Annotated in this window: 12 protein-coding genes; 10 read left to right on the forward strand and 2 right to left on the reverse strand. The window is 51.7% G+C overall.

Going from position 1 to position 20256, the window contains the following annotated elements:
• Positions 1-85: 85 nt before the first annotated feature.
• Positions 86-3841, reverse strand: coding sequence for a ThuA domain-containing protein (locus D6024_RS16015; RefSeq protein ID WP_121355646.1), 3756 nt, complete (start codon positions 3839-3841; stop codon positions 86-88).
• A 308-nt stretch (positions 3842-4149) separates the two neighbouring features.
• On the opposite strand from D6024_RS16015, the gene D6024_RS16020 reads away from it, so the two are divergent.
• Positions 4150-7236: a PVC-type heme-binding CxxCH protein gene (locus D6024_RS16020; protein WP_121355647.1), complete on the forward strand. Its 3087-nt coding sequence runs from the start codon at positions 4150-4152 to the stop codon at positions 7234-7236.
• Positions 7237-7263: 27 nt separating this feature from the next.
• The gene (locus tag D6024_RS16025; protein ID WP_121355648.1) at positions 7264-8172 is read left to right on the forward strand and encodes a TIM barrel protein; all 909 of its coding nucleotides are present in this window, start codon (positions 7264-7266) and stop codon (positions 8170-8172) included.
• 133 nt (positions 8173-8305) lie between these two features.
• On the opposite strand, the gene D6024_RS16030 is transcribed toward D6024_RS16025, so the two are convergent.
• Positions 8306-8683, reverse strand: coding sequence for a transmembrane 220 family protein (locus tag D6024_RS16030; protein WP_240410058.1), 378 nt, complete (start codon positions 8681-8683; stop codon positions 8306-8308).
• 172 nt (positions 8684-8855) lie between these two features.
• On the opposite strand from D6024_RS16030, the gene D6024_RS16035 reads away from it, so the two are divergent.
• From D6024_RS16035 to D6024_RS16075, 8 genes are all read left to right on the forward strand, one after another.
• The gene (locus tag D6024_RS16035; protein ID WP_240410059.1) at positions 8856-9707 is read left to right on the forward strand and encodes an EboA domain-containing protein; all 852 of its coding nucleotides are present in this window, start codon (positions 8856-8858) and stop codon (positions 9705-9707) included.
• A gap of 44 nt (positions 9708-9751) precedes the next feature.
• Positions 9752-10705, forward strand: a complete 954-nt coding sequence (locus D6024_RS16040; protein WP_121355649.1) for a TatD family hydrolase — start codon at positions 9752-9754, stop codon at positions 10703-10705.
• A gap of 6 nt (positions 10706-10711) precedes the next feature.
• On the forward strand, positions 10712-11617 hold the full coding sequence (gene eboC, locus D6024_RS16045; RefSeq protein WP_240410060.1) for a UbiA-like protein EboC: 906 nt from the start codon (positions 10712-10714) through the stop codon (positions 11615-11617).
• A gap of 647 nt (positions 11618-12264) precedes the next feature.
• Entirely contained in the window at positions 12265-12939 is a 675-nt protein-coding gene (locus tag D6024_RS16055) for a DUF4395 domain-containing protein (protein WP_121355651.1), read from the forward strand.
• Positions 12940-13203: 264 nt separating this feature from the next.
• Positions 13204-15522 carry a PSD1 and planctomycete cytochrome C domain-containing protein gene (locus D6024_RS16060; RefSeq protein ID WP_121355652.1) on the forward strand — a complete coding sequence of 773 codons (2319 nt, stop codon included), beginning with the start codon at positions 13204-13206 and terminating at the stop codon, positions 15520-15522.
• A gap of 2 nt (positions 15523-15524) precedes the next feature.
• Positions 15525-16973, forward strand: coding sequence for a DUF1501 domain-containing protein (locus tag D6024_RS16065; protein ID WP_121355653.1), 1449 nt, complete (start codon positions 15525-15527; stop codon positions 16971-16973).
• A 20-nt stretch (positions 16974-16993) separates the two neighbouring features.
• A complete protein-coding gene (locus D6024_RS16070; protein WP_121355654.1) occupies positions 16994-18022 on the forward strand; it encodes a 6-bladed beta-propeller in 1029 nt (342 codons plus the stop codon).
• 22 nt (positions 18023-18044) lie between these two features.
• The gene (locus tag D6024_RS16075; RefSeq protein WP_121355655.1) at positions 18045-20246 is read left to right on the forward strand and encodes a DUF2231 domain-containing protein; all 2202 of its coding nucleotides are present in this window, start codon (positions 18045-18047) and stop codon (positions 20244-20246) included.
• Positions 20247-20256: the final 10 nt, after the last annotated feature.

The following is a 20256-nucleotide window of genomic DNA, read 5'->3' on the forward strand; positions in this document are numbered from 1 at the left end:
ATGACTATAATCTTCAATAAACGAGAAAGCCTCCGTTAGTCGGAGGCTTTCTCGTTTTGAAAACGAACGTGTTTGTTACAGATAATTACCGTTTGACCGAAAGAATATACTTCGCCATTTCCGTTGCCTCTTTTTTTGATAATTGCGGGTGCGGCGTCATGGGTACCTGGCCCCAGTTGCCAGCGCCGCCTTTGATGACCTTGTCGGCAAGGCGGCTGGCCGCCGCCTGCGTTTTGTACCGTTTGGCAATTTCCGTAAACGAAGGACCAACGAGCTTTTGGTTAACGCGGTGACAGGTGTTGCAGTCACTCCTGGCAATCAAAGCGGCACCCAGCGATTTAGTTGCTTTCTTTTCCGGTCCTGTTATAGTAGCTGCAGTGCTACCTGTTTCCTTGTTTTTAACAGAGGCGGCCTGCTTTCTTTTTGCAGAAGCAACCGGCGCCGGGATTTTTACTTCTTTCCCGCCGTCGAATTTGATCCAGTCGAGCGACGCCAAATTGCGGTTGGGTTCCTCGTTCTTCACAAACACAAAATAAAGATCGTGCTTGCCTCCGGGGTCGGTCACAGTCGCACTCACTTCCGCAAACTGGTTCCAGGCGCCGGTTGCCTTGTACGCAGCGGTGCTGATCAGCGGTCCATTGGCGGCATCGGTGTGTACCTCGATTGCGGCATCGTAATCCTTCGACGAGTAGCGATAGGTAAGCTGGTTGACGTCTTTCAGGTCGATGTTCTTTAAAACGAAATACGACTTGTTGTTGATGCGGCCAAGCCCCCGTTCATTTTTTTGCAGGTTGCTCACGGCATCGGCACTCTCGGCCTGCACTTTCGACGGACGCAGAACCAGGACATCTTTACCGGTCAGCGGGGTAATGGCGCCGCCTTTGTCGGTATAGGAAGCGGTCAGCAAATAACGGCCTTCCTCACTGGTACCGATATGCTCTTTTAAAACGACCGACCCCTGTTGCGGCAGCTTGACGTCTGCTTTCTGGTTTGAAACCGAGAGCACATATTTTACAATTTCCGTTGCATCGTCTCTTGACAATTGCGGGTGGGCACTCATGGCGTGTTCGCCCCATACGCCGTTACCGCCGGTAATGATTTTGTTGGCCAGGTAACTGATGGCGGCTTTGTTGCCAAAGTATTTCTGCGAGACCTGCATGAAGGAGGGGCCCACCGACTTGCCGTTCAGCTGGTGACAGGCCTTGCAATCGCTGGTGGCAATTAAATTTTTGCCGTAGTTGTAGTTCTCGATCTGCTGGTGACCAACAAGCGCAACATCGCTGGCAACCTTGGGAATGTATTTCAGCGATACGCTGATTTTCTTTTTGTCGATCGCCTTGTCCTCGTTGTCCTGCACATCCACGGCGTATTTCAGTGCTGTTGGCTTGTCAAAGAAGAACGTGCTGTTGTCTGTCGCATGGATGGCCACTTTGGGCAGGGTGTTTCCAACTTTGATCGTCACCGTATCCGTACTACTTTTCCCGGGGGCATCGATTACTTTCAACACCGTGTGGTAAATGCCGTTGTTTTGAAACGTATAGCGTGGGTTGGCTTCCGTAGAGATGACCTGGTTGTTCAGCGTCCACTGGTATGAGAGTTTGTCGTTCTCGTCGTAATCATAACTTTTCTTGCTGCTCAGCGATGCGGTGAAGGGCGCCAGGCCAATGGTGTCGTTGGTCGAAATCTTTGCCACCGGTGCACGGTTGCCGCCGTTGTAATCGATGCGGACAAGACGAGCATCCACGTTGTCGATGCCGTAAACAGAGCCGTATTCCAGCATGTAAATGGCGCCGTCGGGACCGAATTCCATATCGATTGGGCGGCGGAAGTCACCGTTCGTCAGCATGAACGGTTCCATACGCTGGTAGTTGTTGTTTTCGTCGAAGCGAAGGGCAAACACCCAGTTGCGCATCCAGTCGTACACAAAAAGGGCTTTGTCGTAATAGGCCGGCAGTTTCCGGGCCGATTGCAGGCTGGCATTGTAGTGATACACCGGGCCGCCCATGGCGCAGCGGCCACCTTCACCCAGGTCGGGGAACTCGGCCGAACGGGCATAAGGATACCAGATCATCGGTTTTTGTGGGGCTGGTAATTTTTTCGCGCCAGTATTGTTGGGTGAATTGTTTTCCGGCCCATTCACGTCAAACAGTTGACCAACGGTTTTGGCAGCAAAATCAGAATCGTGGTAGGCTTTGCTGTCGCCGACAAAGTAAGGCCAGCCAAAATTGCCGGCTTTTTTTGCCTGGTTAAATTCATCGTAACCGCGTGGGCCGTGACGGCTGTCGTTGCCGGCATCAGGACCTACTTCGCCCCAATACACGATGGAGGTAGCCGTGTCTACGGAAATGCGGTAGGGATTGCGGCAGCCCATCACATAAATTTCAGGACGTGTGCCCGGCGTGCCTTTAGCAAACAAGTTTCCTTCGGGGATGGTGTACGTACCGTTGGGTTCGGGGTGGATGCGCAGGATTTTTCCCCGAAGGTCATTCGGGTTTCCCGCAGAGCGTTGAGCATCGTACACCAGCCGTCCAGCCCTCTCATCGATCGGGGCATAGCCGTCCGATTCAAAGGGAACCGTGTTGTCGCCGGTCGAGATGTAAAGGTTCTTGTTTTTGTCCCAGGCCAATGAGCCGCCGGTGTGTGCGCTGACCTCGGCGTCAATCGGAACGGTGATGATGACCTTTTCTGACGTCGTGTCCAGGTTGTTGTCCTTCGTCAGCGTGAACCGCGAAATATTTTGATGCAGTTTCTCACCAGTAGAAGAGGAGTAGAAAAAGTAGATGTAATTATTTTGTTTGAAATCGGGATCCAGCGTAATGCCGATTAAGCCGTTCAGGTATTTATCAACGGCTTTCACCGGGAAGTCACGCAGCAGCCGCGTTTTGCCGGAGACAGGATCATACATGTAAAACTTGCCGGCCCGTTCGGTAAAAAACACCCGTCCGTCCGGCGCCACGGTCAGTTCCATGGGTTCGTTCAAATCATCGGTCAGGATGGTTTTGGTAAAGCGGTTGTCGTCCGGTGATCGCACGGCGTACGCTTTTGAATAATCCAGTTTGGCCTCGCCGATGGCGTATTGGATGCCGCTCAGCAGGTGCCGCAAAAACAGCGTGTCGGAGGTGTAGCTTTCTTTGGTGTGTCCCAGCCCGGTGTAAAAAGCACGGCCGCCGTCCACCTCGTGGTACCAGGCAATGGGATGGTTATCGCCGTTCTGGCCACCTTCATAGGTTTTTTCATCCAGCGTTGCCAGCACGTGCAGGTCGGGCAGGATGCTCTTATAGTTGTACCACTCGTCAAACCGCTCCCAGCGATCGGGCAGGAAGGAGGTGGAAATGTGGCTTTTATCTTTTACATCGATCACGGCTTTTTGCTGGCGGGGATGACTGAGAAAATAAGCGCCGACCAACTTATTGTACCAGGGCCAGTCGTACTCCGTGTCAGCGGCCGCATGCACGCCGGCAAAGCCACCGCCTGCCTGGATAAAGCGCTGGAAAGCCACCTGCTGGTCGGCATTCAGCACATCCTGGGTGGTGCTCAAAAAGATAACAGCTGCATAGTGTTTCAGGCTGTCTTCTGTGAAGTAGCCGGCATTCGTGGTGGTGTCAACAAAAAAATTGTTTTCTGTTCCCAATTTCTGGATGGCTACCAAACCTTCTGCAATTGACTCGTGGTGATAACCTGCCGTCTTCGCAAAGACAAGCACTCTCGGTTTTGGACCCGATGGTTCAGCAAGGACCGGTGCGGCTGTAACGGGTGGCTTGACGGTTTTGCAAGCAAAGAAAATACTCACTGTACAAAGGCCTGCGAGGAGGGCAAGCAAAAACTTTTTTCCTGGTAACATGGATCGTTTATTTCCTGGTAATGAAGTGTAAAAAAGACGTTTAAATATAAAGAGGTTTTCCATTTCTCTGCGTAATTAGCCAAAAGAAGCAGCAGGATAAGGATGTATGATAAGATATGTCAATGCACAAGGCCTTTACAGGGCCACCCGTTCCTATGCTAATGGATTCCTGTTGAAAATTTCTGCGAAAAAAACAAAGACAGGTTTTTATAAGTGTCAAAAAAACAATTAATTTTCACCATTGCTCTTCTGTTAAAGACGATTGCCTGTAACCAATTCTGCCTTTATTTCTTAAATACATCAAACGTATGCGAAACACGAAACTGACGATTGCCTGCTGTTTGTGGCTGCTTGCGATGGCCGCCTGTAAAAATCAATCCGGTACAACACGGGCCGAAAGAGACAGCGCCTATGCCAAATTATCCGACGATGACAAGCGCCTTCCCAAAAATGCGGTGGCCGGCCTGGAAACGGCAGAGGGACTGGAAACCACCCTGTTTGCTTCAGAACCCATGATGGGCAACCCCACTAACATAGACGTGGACGCGAAAGGTCGTGTGTGGGTTTGCGAGGCGTTTAACTATCGTCCGCAACTCAACCCCGACAACCCGCAGCGGGAGCAGGGCGACCGCATCCTGATCCTGGAAGACACCAACGGCGACGGCAAAGCCGATACGTCGAAAGTGTTTTACCAGGGGACCGATGTCAATGCGGCCCTGGGCATTGCTGTTTTTGGAAACAAGGTGATCGTTTCGTGCAGTCCCAATGTTTTTGTATTTACCGACACCAACGGCGATGACAAACCCGATAAGAAGGAACTGCTCTTTTCCCATGTGGGCGGCGAACAGCACGACCATGCCGTGCATTCCTTCACCTTCGGTCCTGATGGAAAGCTCTATTTCAATTTTGGCAACGCCGGCGAGCAACTGATGGACAAGGATGGAAAGCCGCTTACCGATAAAGACGGCAACGTGGTGAACTCGAAAGGCTATCCCTATCGCCAGGGAATGGTGTTTCGCATGAACCAGGACGGAACGGGCCTTGAAGTGCTGGCCCACAACTTCCGCAACAATTACGAAGCCTTTGTGGATTCGTACGGCACCATCTGGCAAACGGACAACGATGACGACGGTAACCAAAGCACCCGGGTGAATTACATCATGCAGTATGGCAACTATGGCTACACCGACGAGATGACCGGCGCCGGCTGGCGTGCCCGCCGCACCAATTTCGAGGCGGAAATCCCCAAGCGCCACTGGCACCAGAACGACCCGGGTTCGATACCCAATCTGCTGATCAACGGCGCCGGTTCGCCTGCAGGCCTGACGGTTTACGAAGGCAGCCTGCTGCCCGCTGCGTTTCAAAACCAGATGATCCATTGCGATCCGGGTACCAACGTAGTGCGGGCCTATCCCGTGACACCCGTCGGCGCCGGCTACAAGGCGGAAATAAAGCCGCTGGTAGAAGGCGTTCGCGACCAGTGGTTTCGTCCCGTGGACGTTTGCGTGGCACCCGATGGATCTTTGTTCGTAGCTGACTGGTACGATCCGGGTGTGGGTGGCCACCAGATGGGCGACATGAACCGCGGACGCATTTTTCGCATAGCACCCAAAGGCGCCGCCTACAAGGTGCCATCCTTTAATGTAAGCACAACCGACGGCGCTGTGCAAGCCCTGCAAAGCCCGAACATGGCAACCCGCTACTTAGCCTGGCAGCGCCTGCAGACAGCCGGTGTGCAGGCCGAAACAGCCTTGCAAAAATTATGGAACGGCGATAACCAGCGCTTCCGGGCCCGGGCCCTTTGGCTGCTTGCCAATATTCCGGGAAAGGGGACAACCTATATTCAAAAAGCGTTGCAGGATAAAAATCCTGATATCCGCATCGCCGCCATTCGTGCAGCCGTCGAAACACAGGCGGATGTTATACCGTTTATCAAAGCCGTGGTGAAGGATCAAAATGCACAGGTGCGCCGCGAAGCCGCTCTTGCCCTGCATCACAATCACTCGCCGGAAGCGGCCGGCCTGTGGGCGGAACTGGCCATGCAATACGACGGCAATGATCGCTGGTACCTGGAGGCGCTGGGCATTGGTGCCGACCGGCAATGGGATCAATTCTTTGCCGCGTACCAGGCAAAGGCCGGCAACCAGTTGACAACAAAGGCTGGTCGCGATATCGTGTGGCGCTCCCGGACCGGTTTGGCGCTGCCCCTCCTGGCCGGCAGCATCAGCGATGATGCCACCGCCAGCGCCGACCGGTTGAAATATTTCAGGGCCTTTGATTTTATCAGTGATCCGGCAAAAGAAAAGACGCTGATCGCCCTGCTCGACAACAACGGAGCACACAAAGATGAGATCATCGTTACTGTTTTAAACCAACTGGATTCGTCCAGCATTACACGGTCGCCAAAGGTGAAAGCGATGCTGGACAAAACACTGCCAACAATCAAAGGCATGCAGCAGATTGTTGACCTGGTCGGACGCTACCGGATCCGCAACCAGAACGACGCGTTGTACCAACTTGCCCTGTCGCAACCCGACAGCAGCATCGGGGCACAGGCGGCCACGCTCTTGTTAAACCTGGGCGGTGCGGACTTGCTGAAGCAGGCCATCAACAGCACCAACACACAAACGGCATCGGCAACCCTGAAAGTGCTGGGCAAAGCCGGCAACACAGAAGCGATGAATTTAATTGAGAGCGTTATTGCCGATAAAAAATCCAGCCTCGCCGTACGGGAAAATGCGGTAAAGACACTCGGTGCCGGCTGGAGCGGTTCTGAACGGTTGCTGAACGTGGTGAAAGCTGGCAGGCTGCCAAAAGAGCTGGAACCAGCCGCTGCGATGACGCTTTCTTCTTCTTTCCGCAAAGACGTTCGCCAGGAAGCGCTCAAGTACATCAGCACGGCTAGTGCCAATGGCGCTCCGTTGCCGCCGATTAGTGCACTCGTGAAGCAGAACGGTAATGTGGCCGTCGGCAAACAGGTCTTTGCAAAGACCTGCGTGACCTGTCACCAGGTGGGAGCCGAAGGAGCCAATTTTGGTCCCGACCTTTCGCAAATCGGCAGCAAGCTGACGAAGGACGCCCTGTACATGGCCATCCTTCACCCGGATGCAGGCATCAGCTTTGGCTACGAGGGCTATGTGTTTAAACTAAAAGACGGCAGCGATGTCGGTGGCATTATCGCCAGCGAAACGGACGATGCGCTGGAAGTCACGGTTCCCGGCGGCATTAAAAAACAGTTCAACAAAACGGAGATCGTCTCGCGAAAAAAAATGGAAAATTCGATGATGCCATCCAACCTCCACCAGACCATGACACAGCAGGAACTAGTCAGCTTAGTCGAGTTTTTATCGGCCCAGAAAGGCGCCGCCAAACAGCCACAAACCGTCAGCCGCTAATTGATCCACCATTTAAAATACACGTGTATGAACCAACAATATTCCCGCCGCAACGTTTTGAAAAATCTCGCCGGCAGCGCCGCGCTGCTGTCAACCGGTGTGTTGTTGCCCGGAGTCGTTCGTGCCGAAATCGCCAAAGAGCAACTGAAAGAAGATGTCAAGCGTTTGCAACTGAAAGGAAATGTCAACCACTCGGTTTGCAAATGGTGTTATCCCAAAATTGAACTGGAAGATTTGTGCAAGGCGGCCAAAGACATCGGTCTCTCTTCCATCGAACTGTTAGGCCCGGAAGAGTGGCCGACACTGAAAAAGTACGGCCTCACCTGCGCCATGCCCTGGGGTGCCGGCAAAGGCATCGTGGACGGATGGAACGATCCAAAGCTCCACGATGAATTGCTGGCTAGTTTTGAAGACGTCATTCCAAAGGCAGCCAACGCCGGTCTGGACAAGATCATTACCTTCTCCGGCAACCGGAAAGGACTGAGTGACGAGCAGGGTTTGGAGAATTGCGCAAAGGGTTTAAAGCGCTTGATGAAAACGGCCGAAAAGCACAACGTAACCGTGACGATGGAACTGCTGAACAGCAAGGTCAATCACAAAGACTATCAGTGCGATCATACCAAATGGGGTGTTGAACTGGTGAAGATGGTTGGCTCCGACCGGTTTAAATTGCTTTATGATATTTATCACATGCAGATCATGGAAGGCGACGTGATTGCTACCATCAAAGAGTATCATCCGTACTTTTCACACTATCATACCGGCGGTGTTCCGGGCCGCAACGAGATCGATGACACGCAGGAGCTGAATTACCCGGCCATCATGAAAGCCATCCTGGAAACCGGTTACAAAGGCTTCGTAGGCCAGGAGTTCATTCCCAAACACGCAGAGCCGCTGGTGTCGCTGAAAAACAGTGTGAAGATTTGTGATGTGTGATGCCAGACTGCCTTCAGGCAGCCATGAAAAGTGAGACGTCAAACCGTAGAGTCTTTTCGTTTGATGTTCACTGCAGTCTCACGTTTCAACTTTCACGTCTCACCAAAACAGCACCGCTGAATAGCGGAAGATATCAGTTGTACTGGCTTACCAGGAAATTGATGAGAAGAGCACCGGTGATGATCAGCAGGCCAAAAAATTCCCTCGTCTTTTCGATATAGGGTTTGGTCGCCTGCATGGTCTGGGCGATGTGTTGCATTTTGTACTTCATGATCCAGTCCCGCACACCGTCCTTGGCGAAAAAAAGCACGCCGGCATACACCAGGTAAAAGATCATCACCGGAATATAAACGGCAGGGTAAAACAGGTTGAAGGCAGCCAGGCCGCACAGCACGGCCGCCACCATGTAGATGGGCACCCACAGCCAGGAGTCTCTGTCATTGAGGTTCACATAGGCAAAGCCGGTAAAGGCAATACAGAAAATGATATTTAAAATCGATAGCAGCACCATAAAAAAATCTTGCTGTAAATAAAAGAAAAATGTCGATCCGACTTGGAGCGAAAATATTGCAAGGCAATTTATGCTTACTTTGTCGCAACAATTCCTTTCATCATTGCAAAATAGTTTGTTCAGAAAGCAAGAACAGTTTATGTTTCATTACCCGGTTGAAAAAGTAACGTCGGTGCTTGCAGATATAATCCGGCAAAACGTTTCTGCAGACGTGTGGCAATGGATGGAGGAGAGAACAGTGTCGTTCACCACTGCACAATTCAATACAGCATTTGCCCTGTTGCCCCGCAAAACCGGTAAGGCCATCGTCCGGTTCACAGATGAACAGGACAGGTCTTTGCAATCGGCCCGCCCGGGTTTCGTCATCCGGGGTTGGACAATCGACCGGCTGGCAAGGGTATGGCTCCTGCTGCAGTTGGATGCAAGCGAAAAAGAATCCTATTTCCAAACGATCGAGAATTTATTCCCGGCGGCCGAAATGCAGGAGCTGGTAGCACTTTATTCGGCCCTGCCGGTGTTGGCTTATCCGGAGATGTGGACGAAGCGTTGCGCCGAGGGAATCCGCAGCAATATCGGCGATGTGCTGCAAGCGATCATGTGCAACAATCCTTACCCCTCGGAGAACCTGAGCGAAGCGGCCTGGAATCAACTCGTGCTGAAAGCTTTTTTTACGGAGAAGCCGATTCACCAAATCAACGGATTAGACAAAAGATGCAATGCCGAACTGGCTGGTGTTTTATCCGACTATGCGCATGAGCGGTGGGCAGCCGGCCGTCCCGTCAACCCGCAGCTATGGCGCTGCGCTGGAAAATTCATTAATGAAAAAAACTTCCCGGACATTGAACGGATTGCTTTCTCGGAAAATGCCGTTGAACGGGAAGCGGCCGCGCTGGCCTGTTGGGATAGCAACTATTCCCCGGCAAAGGATTTACTCAACCAAAACAAGGAACTGAAAGCGGCCATTGAGACCGGCGAACTGACCTGGCAAACAGTGGCCGGGAAAGCCACCCTTGTTCATCCATAATATTTTATTTTATGTGTTGCAGTCACGATATCGCAAACGACAAAATGCAGGAACGCACGGCGGTGCCCTTTAACCGGGAAAGCATCAAAGGCATGACGTTCTTTGACCCGCATGTGCACATGACCTCCCGCACCACGGACGATTACCAGGCCATGGCCGATGCCGGCGTTGTCGGCCTTATTGAGCCGGCCTTTTGGCTGGGCCAGCCCCGCACCGGCGTAGCCAGCTTCCGTGATTATTACAGCAGCCTGGTTGGCTGGGAACGTTTTCGTTCATCGCAGTTTGGCATCAAGCATTATTGTACCATTGGCCTCAATTCCCGCGAAGCTAATAACGAAGCGCTGGCCGAGCAGGTAATGGAGATCCTGCCCCTGTTTATTTACAAAGAAGGCGTGGTGGGAGTGGGAGAAATCGGCTTCGACGACCAGACGGCCGCCGAAGAAAAATACTACCGCCTGCAACTGGACCTGGCAAAAGAAGCATCCCTGCCGGTGCAAATCCATACGCCGCACCGCGATAAAAAACGGGGCACCACCCGCAGCATGGACATTGCCCTTGAACAGGGCCTGGATCCCTACATGGTGATCGTAGACCACAACAACGAAGAAACGGTGAAAGAGGTGCTGGACCGGGGTTTTTGGGCGGCGTTCACAATTTACCCGTTTACCAAAATGGGCAATGAACGCATGGTGGAGATCGTCAAGCACTACGGTACCGAACGTATCATGATCAACTCCGCCGCCGACTGGGGCATCAGCGATCCGCTGGCCGTTCCCAAAACAGCCGCGTTGATGAAGGAGCGGGGTATCCCTGAGGAAGCTATTCGCCTGGTGACCTATCAAAACGCGATCACGGCCTTTGCGCAAAGCGGGCAAATCAACGAAGCGGATTTTGCCGCCGTGACGCAAATTGACCAAAGCCAGAAGTTTGAAGGCAACACGGTTTTGCGTGGCGGACAGCAGCCCAGGGTAGATAAAGATTCAATGATCATACGATAAACGAACGTGCAGAAATTCATCGGTTTCCTCCGCCTGATGCGGCTGGCAAATATTGTAACCGCCGTGTCGGATATTCTCGCCGGGATTGCCATTGCAGGATACATCACCAATACGAACTGGGGCCAACTTGACTGGCGGCCCGTTATCCTGCTGGTCCTTTCGACCATCGGCCTCTATGGCGGCGGCGTTGTTTTCAATGATGTGTTTGATGCCGAACTGGACAAAGTTGAACGCCCAGAACGGCCCATTCCCAGTGGCCTGATCAGGAAAGAAGCAGCGGCATCGTTTGCGATGTTGCTCTTACTGCTCGGAATTCAGCAGGCTTATTTTGTACACCCGGAAGGCTTTGCTTCGCCCACCACTTTGCTGGCCATTGCCACGGCCCTGGCGGCTGTGGTGTATGACAAATGGGGAAAGCACCATGGATTTCTGGGACCGCTGAATATGGGTCTTTGCAGGGGACTGAACCTGCTTTTAGGCATCAGCATTTTGCCGGCATCCCTGCCGCTGTATTGGTACCTGAGCTTTGTTCCTATTGTTTATATCGCGGCCATCACGATGGTGAGCAGGGGAGAAGTGCACGGGGGCAAACGAACGACCTTATACGGTGCAGCGGCTTTGTATAGCCTCGTCATCGCCGCAATCCTGGTGGTTGCCATCAGCAGGAACAATGGCTTGTATGCAGCTTGCTTTTTGCTGCTGCTTGCCCTGATGATCTTTCCGCCGCTGCGAAAAGCGGTGAAAAATCCCATCGGTCCGCTGATTGGAAAAGCGGTGAAGGCCGGCGTGATTGCCCTCATCCTGATGAACGCAGCCTGGGCGGCGGCGTTTGGAAGCTTTTACCTGGCCCTGGTGATCGTGCTGTTGCTGCCGCTTTCACTCTGGTTGGCCAGGTTGTTTGCCGTGACATGATGACACCGTTCATACCGGCAGGTGCAGAACTGCACGTTAAACTATCTCCCGTTAACAAGGATTGTTTTTCCGCCTTTTTTCATTCGCAAATATCTTCTTCACGAACGCCTATTTTGACCCATTTCAAAAAGCTGCATGGGCCAGGCGCTGCTGTTTGTTTACGATAAGCTGCCGTCCGTTGACACAGTGCCTTTCCGCTGTTTTTAATTGATTAATCTTACGAAAGAAATCAAAAAAACACCTTTCAAATTCACAAATTCAGCAATCCGGCTCTTTCATTTTCTGTACTCGTGGAATGAAACTGCTCCTGTTTCTTTTGCGGTCTATACTGACTGGAAAACGAAAAAGTTGGAAACCCAAAACGATAAAAAAACAAAACAACAAACATTCACCACCAAACAAACAACATGAAACAGATCATTTTTGCCATTACGATTATCATGACAGTCCTGCAATGCTGTTAACGGCGACGGCTCATGCTGAAAACATGGGCCGTCTTTTACTACTACACAGCCGACGTTTTGCAAACAGGCCGTGTTGCAGGTAGTTAGAAACGTGTTTGATGCCCGGACGACTGGTGTGCCTGGATTGCCGGCCGGCGCTCCTATCAATCGCTTCTCCTTTTGGTCAATCAATAAAAGCAGGAAATGAAAAAAGAAAAGAAACTTCTCCAATTTGGAGAGGAAGTAGAGGGCTACGATGCCCCTGTCTTGAACGAGCGAGAAATAAGGGCCGCAGCCGGCATTTTGTTCCTGGTGATGGCTGTTTCACTGAGCTTTGTCCTGTTTAAAGGGAATTTTTTGCTGATCAAATACGTGATCATCGGTTTTTTCACAGACTTTCTTATCCGTGTGATCATCAACCCAAAATTTTCGCCCACACTGATTATGGGACGCATGATCGTCAGCCGGCAGGTTCCCGAATATGTGGGTGCGCCGCAGAAAAAGTTTGCCTGGACGATCGGGCTGGCTCTTTCGGGCCTGATGTTTTTCCTGCTCGTAATCGTCAATTCGTACAGCGTTATTACCGGATCCATTTGCCTGGTCTGCCTGGTCTTTTTGTTTTTCGAAACCGCCTTCGGAATTTGCTTGGGATGTCTTTTTTACCCGTTCTTTTACAAAACGCAGATGCGTTATTGTACCGGCGACTCCTGTGACCAGGCCAAAGAAAAGCCGGTGCAAAACACAACATGGGCGCAACGGTTGATCGTTCTTGGTTTCGTCGTTTCCATTGGGCTGGCCGCCTTTTTCTTCAACGACCGTTTCCGGGAAGCACCCAGGAAACTATGGACTATCCTTCAGTCCGAAGAGCACAGACACTAGTTTTTCAATTTCCATCGCCAGTACATAGGTGCAGGAAGGAGGCAACCTGTCGCTATTCAAATTTTTCAATTCGCCTCAATGCTAAGCGATGGACCACAGCTTTATGTCGTTTGCTTAATTTCCCGTTTTTCCAAAAAGGTTTACCGGGCTGCTGAAGAATGCAAGCCATATTTTCCGGTGAGCCCTGAGGAGGCTGTTTATTAACTGGCTTCCCTTGTGTCAATGGAAAATAGTATCTTCTGCCCGCTAAATGAAATACTGCCTATGGCCTTAAGGCAATTTTTTATCCTTGCTTGCTTGTTGCTTGCCGCCCTTACCTGGAATGCCTGCCTGCACAAAACCGACGACTCGCCATCGCTGCCCGATGTCGTCAGTTACAATTTCCACATCCGCCCGATCCTTTCCGACAAATGTTTCAAGTGTCATGGTCCTGATGCGGCCAAACGGGAGGCCAGCCTGCGGCTCGACAGTGCGCAATATGCCTATGCGCCCCTGAAAGAAACGAAGGGCGCTTTTGCCATCATTCCCGGTAAGCCCGAAGAATCGGAGTTGTTCAAGCGGATCTCGTCAACCGATACCTCGTACATGATGCCGCAGGTGGATTCGCATTTGGGCGCTTTATCGCCGTATGAAATAAAGCTGTTTGAAAAGTGGATCAAACAGGGCGCTAAATACGAGCCGCACTGGGCGTTTACAAAACCGGTAAAAGCACCGTTGCCGGAGGTGAAGAACAAAGAATGGGCAAAAAATGAGATTGATGATTTCGTTGAAAAAAAGCTGGAGGACATCGGTCTTGCACCCAACGAAGAGGCAACAAAAGAACACCTGTTGAAACGGCTTTCCTTCGACCTGACAGGCCTGCCACCAACAGAAGAAATGATGGACCGTTTTTTAACCGACAACAGCAGGAATGCGTACGAAAAAATGGTGGATGCGTTGCTGCAGTCGAATCGCTACGGCGAAAAGATGGCGGTGCACTGGCTGGATATTGCCCGTTACTCCGACAGCTATGGTTACCAGGATGACAACGTTCGTACACAGTGGCCCTGGCGTGATTGGGTAATCCATGCCTTTAATGAAAATCTTCCCTACGACAAGTTCCTGACCTGGCAAATTGCCGGCGACATGCTGCCGAATGCCACCAAGGAACAAATCCTGGCTACGGCTTTTTTCCGCAATCACAAATACACAGAAGAAGGCGGTGTGGTGGCGGAAGAATACCGCGTGGAATACATCATTGACAAAACAAAGACCTATGCAAAAGGCATCCTGGGACTCACCGCCGAATGTGCCCAGTGCCACGACCACAAATACGATCCCATCACGCAAAAAGATTACTACCAGCTATTTGCTTTTTTCAACAACACAAAAGAAGTGGGCTACGAAGGCGATGTCACTGCATCCAAGCCTGCCAAACAGCCCATACTCGCCATCAGCCCGGAGGAAATAAAGAATGTGCTCACATTTATCAACCGGAAAGACACCGGGAGCATGATGGTATCGGTCATGGGGGAGCGGGATACGGTACGGAAAACATTTGTACTCGAACGCGGTGCTTACGATCGCCCGGCAACAGAAGTGCAGCCCTCGCCGCTCCGGGCTGTGCTGAAATTTGATACGACCCGCGGAAAACGCAACCGGCTGGGCCTTGCAGAATGGACCGTGAGTCGCGACAACCCGTTAACCGCTCGTGTATTTGTGAACCAGGTGTGGCAGGAAATATTTGGCAGGGGCCTGGTGAAAACGACGGGTGATTTCGGCATGCAGGGTGAACTTCCGTCCCATCCCGAACTGCTGGATTGGCTGGCCGTAGATTTCATGGAGCATGGCTGGAATATCAAACGGCTGATAAAACAAATCGTGCTTTCGGCCACGTACAGGCAGTCGGCGAAAGTCCCGGCACAGAGCCTGAAAAAAGACCCGGAGAACAAATATTTGTCCCATGCACCACGGCTTCGCCTGCAGGCCGAAGCCGTTCGCGATATGGTACTGGCCAGCAGCGGCTTGCTGGTTGGCACCATCGGCGGACCCAGTGTGAAGCCTTATCAGCCAAAAGGCCTTTGGGAAGCGGCAACATCGGGCCGTGGCGAACTGGCAACCTACAAACAGGACAAAGGCGAGGCCTTGTATAGACGCGGGATGTACACGTTCATCAAGCTGACGGTTCCGCCTCCCGGCATGATCATGTTCGACGCGAGTAACCGAGATCAGTGCGAGGTAAAGCGCCTGCAAACCAATACACCGCTGCAAGCACTGGTGATGATGAACGATCCAACTGTGCTGGAAGCATCCCGTGTGCTGGCGCAAAAGCTGCTGGAAGAAAAAAGTTCTGCCGACGACAAACTCCGGAAGGCGTTTCGCCGGATCCTATGCAGGAATGCCAACGAGAAAGAATTTGCGATTCTGAAACAATACCACGACGAGCAGTTGGTTGCATTCCGGCAGCGAAAAATGGATGCTGCAAAAACCCTGGATGTGGGTGAATATCCATTGAACGAAAGCCTGGACAAGCCTGCGACGGCCGCCCTGATGAAAGCAATTGATCTTTTATACAACATGGAAGAAGCCATTATAAAATCCTGATCATGGAAAAAGAATTTCTCGAGCATCGTCTCACTATGAATCGCCGGCGATTCCTTTCCAAACTGAGCCTGGGCGTTGGGAGCGTGGCATTGGGTTCGTTGCTGATCCCGGATCTCTTCGGCGGAAAGGCCGACGAAGACGCCTTACTTACAGGATTGCCACATTTCGCCCCAAAGGCAAAACGAATCATTTACCTGTTTCAAAACGGTGCGCCGTCGCAGCTCGATTTGTTTGACTACAAGCCAAAATTGCAGGAGATGTTCGGTCAGGATCTTCCGGCTTCGATTCGCATGGGCCAACGACTTACCGGCATGACAGCCGACCAGAAAAAGTTTCCGCTGGCCGGTTCCATGTTCCAGTTCAATCAATACGGGCAGGCGAGGGCCTGGATGAGCGAGTTGCTTCCCTACACCTCGAAGGTTGTGGACGATCTGTGCATCATCAAGACCATGCATACGGAGGCCATCAACCACGATCCGGCGCTGACCTTTTTTCAAACGGGAGCGCAGGTCGGCAACCGTCCAAGCATGGGCGCCTGGTTGAGTTATGGCCTGGGCAGCGAGAACAAAAACCTTCCAGCCTTTTGTGTGCTGCTCTCCAAGGGCAAAGGCAATGGGCAGGGAGTCTATTCAAAGCTTTGGACAAACGGTTTTTTGGATTCGGTGCACCAGGGCGTGCAATTCAGCAGCGGAGAAAATCCTGTCTTGTATCTCAACAACCATGAAAGCATTGATCGTGCAGATCGTCGCAACATGCTGGATCATTTGGCCGCATTGAACGACGAGACCTATAAGGAATTTGGTGATCCGGAAATCCAGGCTAAAGTGCAGCAATACGAAATGGCGTACAGGATGCAGACGGCCGTCCCTGAAATTACGGATGTGAGCAAAGAGCCGGAAGATATTGTCAAACTTTACGGTCCCAATTGCCTGGTACCCGGAACCTATGCGGCCAACTGCCTTTTGGCCCGCAAGCTTTCGGAAAATGGCGTTCGTTTCGTTCAGCTTTACCACCAGGGATGGGACGGGCATGGCAACCTGCCGGGGGAAATCCGCGGCCAGTGCCTCGATACCGACCAGGCGTCGGCAGCGCTGATCACAGACCTGAAGCAACGAGGTCTTTTGGATGAAACACTGGTGATTTGGGGAGGCGAATTCGGCCGCACCAATTACTGCCAGGGCGTGCTGAAAAAAGACAACTATGGACGCGATCACCATCCGCGCTGCTTTACCATTTGGATGGCAGGTGGTGGCGTAAAACCGGGTGTTTATGGCGAGACAGATGAATTCGGGTATAACGTGGTCCAGGATCCGGTGCATGTACACGATTTTCATGCGACGGTTTTGAACCTGATGGGACTTGACCATGAAAAATTAACGTTCAAGCACCTTGGGCGTCGTTACCGCCTGACCGACGTTTCGGGAACGGTTATCAAAAAAATCATTGCGTAAACGGATTTTAAAAAAGCGATATGCACCGCCGCCATTTTATCAAAAACACGACAGTGGGAGTAACAGGCATCCTGTTGCAACCTTCATTCCTGCTTCAGCAAGACATTATTTTAGGGCACAACAAAAAGCGCTATCGTCTCGATACCAAATGGAGCCAGGCCGATGTGGCCCGTTACCCGGTAAAAGACTGCCACGAAATGGTGCAGGACTCGAAAGGCCGGATTTTACTGCTGACCAATGAAACCAAAAACAATGTGCTGATCTACGACAAAGGCGGACGTTTACTGAGCACCTGGGGGACCGACTATCCCGGTGCACATGGCCTGACCCTGTTGGATGAAAATGGAAGCGATGTTCTTTTTATTTGCGACAACAACCGCCACCAGGTTATCAAAACCACGATCGACGGACGTGTGTTACTGACGCTGGATTATCCCAAAGAAACGGGCCAGTATACCAAGCCGGATGAATACATTCCAACAGAAACGGCCATTGCTCCGAATGGCGACATTTATGTTGTAGACGGCTATGGGAAAGATTTTGTGATCCAGTACGACGCTGCCGGCCGGTATATCCGCCATTTCGGTGGCAGGGGCGAGGGCGAAAAATTCCTGCTGAACGCACACGGCATTTGCGTGGACACCAGGAAAGGAAAAAAGCCTTCGCTGATCGTGACGTCCCGCCAGCAAAACGCCTTTAAGCGCTACACAATGGAGGGTGAGTATATTGAAACCATTGGCCTGCCCGGCGCCTGGGTTTGCCGTCCCGTGATCAGGGGCGATTATCTCTATGCAGCAGTGCTGCAAAGCAATTCGGCGCAATGGAAACAATCCGGTTTTGTTACGATTCTCGACCGGGATTTCAAGGTCGTTTCCAACCTGGGCGGCACTGAACCGGTCTACACCGATGGGAAACTGGCGGAAATGATGCAGGCAGAAAAAGTGTTTTCCTATCCACACGATGTTTGTATTGACGACGAAGAAAATCTTTACATCGCACAATGGAATTCCGGGAAAGTCTACCCCTATAAATTAAAACCTGTCGGATAACCGAAGCTTAAGACAGTCTTCCATGACCCGAAAACGATTTGCAACAGCCACCCAACGCATTCGCACAACCTTCATGCACCGCTGGAAAATAATTCTCTTCAACCTTGCTTTTGCACTGAATTGCCTGCTCGTTTTTCTCCTGGTTTTCGAGCAGCAACTCAAACTTCCATCCTGGCTCCAGGTGGCCGGCCGGATGCACCCGTTGATCCTTCACTTCCCGATCGTGCTCCTCGTACTGGCTGTTTTTTGGGAGTTGCTTCCGCAGCGGTTGATCAGGGAGCAAAAAACCAAAATCGACGTTGGTGACGTGCTTCTGTTGGCAGCATCCGTTTCTGCGGTTTTTACTTCTTTGTTTGGCCTTTTCCTGTCTCGTGAAAAAGGCTACGAGCCCGACGTCCTACTCTGGCACAAATGGGGCGGTGTGATCATCTCCCTTCTGACATTGGGATGGTATTCGTTTCGCAGCAAAGTGCGCCAGGTCAAAAGCCTGCTCGCGGCAACGACGGTGGTGGGACTGCTGCTGATCGTCATCACCGGACATAAAGGCGCCGATATCACGCATGGCGAAAACTTCCTGCTGGCGCCCTTGCATTCGGATGAAAAAGAGCCGGCCGTTTTGCTGGAAGACGCCGTCGTGTATTCGCACATGGTAAGGCCGATCCTGGAAGCCAAATGCATGGGCTGCCACAACCAGAAAAAAGCAAAAGGAGAACTGGCGATGGAAAACGAAGCCCTTCTATTGAAAGGTGGAAAAGACGGGGTGCTGTGGGATACGTCTGCAAAAGATTTTGGCCTGCTGTTTCAGCGACTGCACTTACCGCTCGACAACAAAAAACACATGCCGCCGCGGGGTAAACCACAGCTTACGGACGAAGAAATCGAGATCCTCTATCGCTGGGTTAAAAACGGTGCAGACTGGAAGAAAAAAGTACTGGATCTTCCAGAAACAGACAGCCTTCGTTTGCTGGCGGCGGACCGGTTTCAAACCGTGGAAACCGATGACTATGCGTTTCCCCCGGCCAATGACAATGAACTCAAAAAACTCAATACGAGCTACCGTGTCATTGCACCCCTGGCTGCCGGCTCACCGGCATTGGGTGTGGAGTATTTCAGTGCGGCCAATTACAATTCAGCCGCAGTCAAAGACCTGTTGCCCATAAAAGAACAGATTGTATCCCTCAACCTGAATAAGATGCCGGTCGGCGATGAAGACCTGAAGGTGATCGGCCAGTTGAAAAACCTGCGAAAGCTGAATTTAGCTTTTACCAACATAAGCGGCGCTACACTGACGGAACTGAAAGGGTTGGAACAATTGCGGCAGTTGTCGCTGGCCGGGACAAAGGTGAAATGGAGCCAGGTCCAGCCCCTGGTATCCCTTCCCAAATTATCTCGTCTTTATCTCTGGAACACGGGGATCAGCGAGGCGGAATTAAAACAGGCAACAGCCAGGTTCAAACATCTCAGTTTTGAAAGCGGTTACAAAGGCGACACGGTTGTTTTAAAGTTAAATCCGCCACAGATTGAAAACGAAGAACAGATCCTGTTTGAAACGGCACCCCTGAAACTTAAGCACGTGGTCAAGGGCACGACAATCCGGTTTACAACAGATGGCACGGTGCCGGACAGTGTCCATTCTCCTGTCTTCCGGGGGAGCGAAACAATTGGAAAAAATGTGGTGGTTAAGGCAAAAGCCTTTAAGACAGGCTGGATCAGCAGCGATGTGGTGGAGCGAACATTCTATAAGGCAGGTGTCAGGCCCGACTCTGTTCAACTGGTCAATGCGCCGAACCCGCAATACAAAGGAGAGGGAGCTGCAACGCTGATGGATGCCCGAAAAGGAGACCAGAACTTTCGAAGCGGAAAATGGATCGGGTTCCAGGACAAACCGCTGGCTGCGATTCTTTATCTTAACCATCCTGTTCCGCTTTCATCGGTCACCATCAGTGCATTGATCGACATCGGTTCGTCTATCATGCCGCCGCGACTGATCGAGGTGTGGGGCGGTGAAGATTCTTTACACCTGCACCTGCTGAAACGGTTTGTTCCGCAACAACCGGTAGCCGAGAAGCCAGGTTCGTTGCAGGCTTTCACCGTGTCATTTCCTCCAGCGATGTTGGAAGTGGTAAAGGTGGTGGTAACACCGGTGGAAAAACTGCCTGCGTGGCACCGCAGCAAGGGACAGAGAGGTTGGGTGTTTTCGGACGAGATCTTTTTAAACGAGTGAAATTATCTGT

This window comes from Flavisolibacter nicotianae (genome assembly GCF_003628535.1).
Lineage (GTDB): Bacteria > Bacteroidota > Bacteroidia > Chitinophagales > Chitinophagaceae > Flavisolibacter > Flavisolibacter nicotianae.

Excerpts from the sequence above, each read along its gene's own strand:
- D6024_RS16015 (WP_121355646.1), bottom strand. The coding sequence starts at position 3,841 with ATGTTACCAGGAAAAAAGTTTTTGCTTGCCCTCCTCGCAGGCCTTTGT.
- D6024_RS16020 (WP_121355647.1), top strand. The coding sequence starts at position 4,150 with ATGCGAAACACGAAACTGACGATTGCCTGCTGTTTGTGGCTGCTTGCG.
- D6024_RS16025 (WP_121355648.1), top strand. The coding sequence starts at position 7,264 with ATGAACCAACAATATTCCCGCCGCAACGTTTTGAAAAATCTCGCCGGC.
- D6024_RS16030 (WP_240410058.1), bottom strand. The coding sequence starts at position 8,683 with ATGGTGCTGCTATCGATTTTAAATATCATTTTCTGTATTGCCTTTACC.
- D6024_RS16040 (WP_121355649.1), top strand. The coding sequence starts at position 9,752 with ATGCAGGAACGCACGGCGGTGCCCTTTAACCGGGAAAGCATCAAAGGC.
- D6024_RS16055 (WP_121355651.1), top strand. The coding sequence starts at position 12,265 with ATGAAAAAAGAAAAGAAACTTCTCCAATTTGGAGAGGAAGTAGAGGGC.
- D6024_RS16060 (WP_121355652.1), top strand. The coding sequence starts at position 13,204 with ATGGCCTTAAGGCAATTTTTTATCCTTGCTTGCTTGTTGCTTGCCGCC.
- D6024_RS16065 (WP_121355653.1), top strand. The coding sequence starts at position 15,525 with ATGGAAAAAGAATTTCTCGAGCATCGTCTCACTATGAATCGCCGGCGA.
- D6024_RS16070 (WP_121355654.1), top strand. The coding sequence starts at position 16,994 with ATGCACCGCCGCCATTTTATCAAAAACACGACAGTGGGAGTAACAGGC.
- D6024_RS16075 (WP_121355655.1), top strand. The coding sequence starts at position 18,045 with ATGACCCGAAAACGATTTGCAACAGCCACCCAACGCATTCGCACAACC.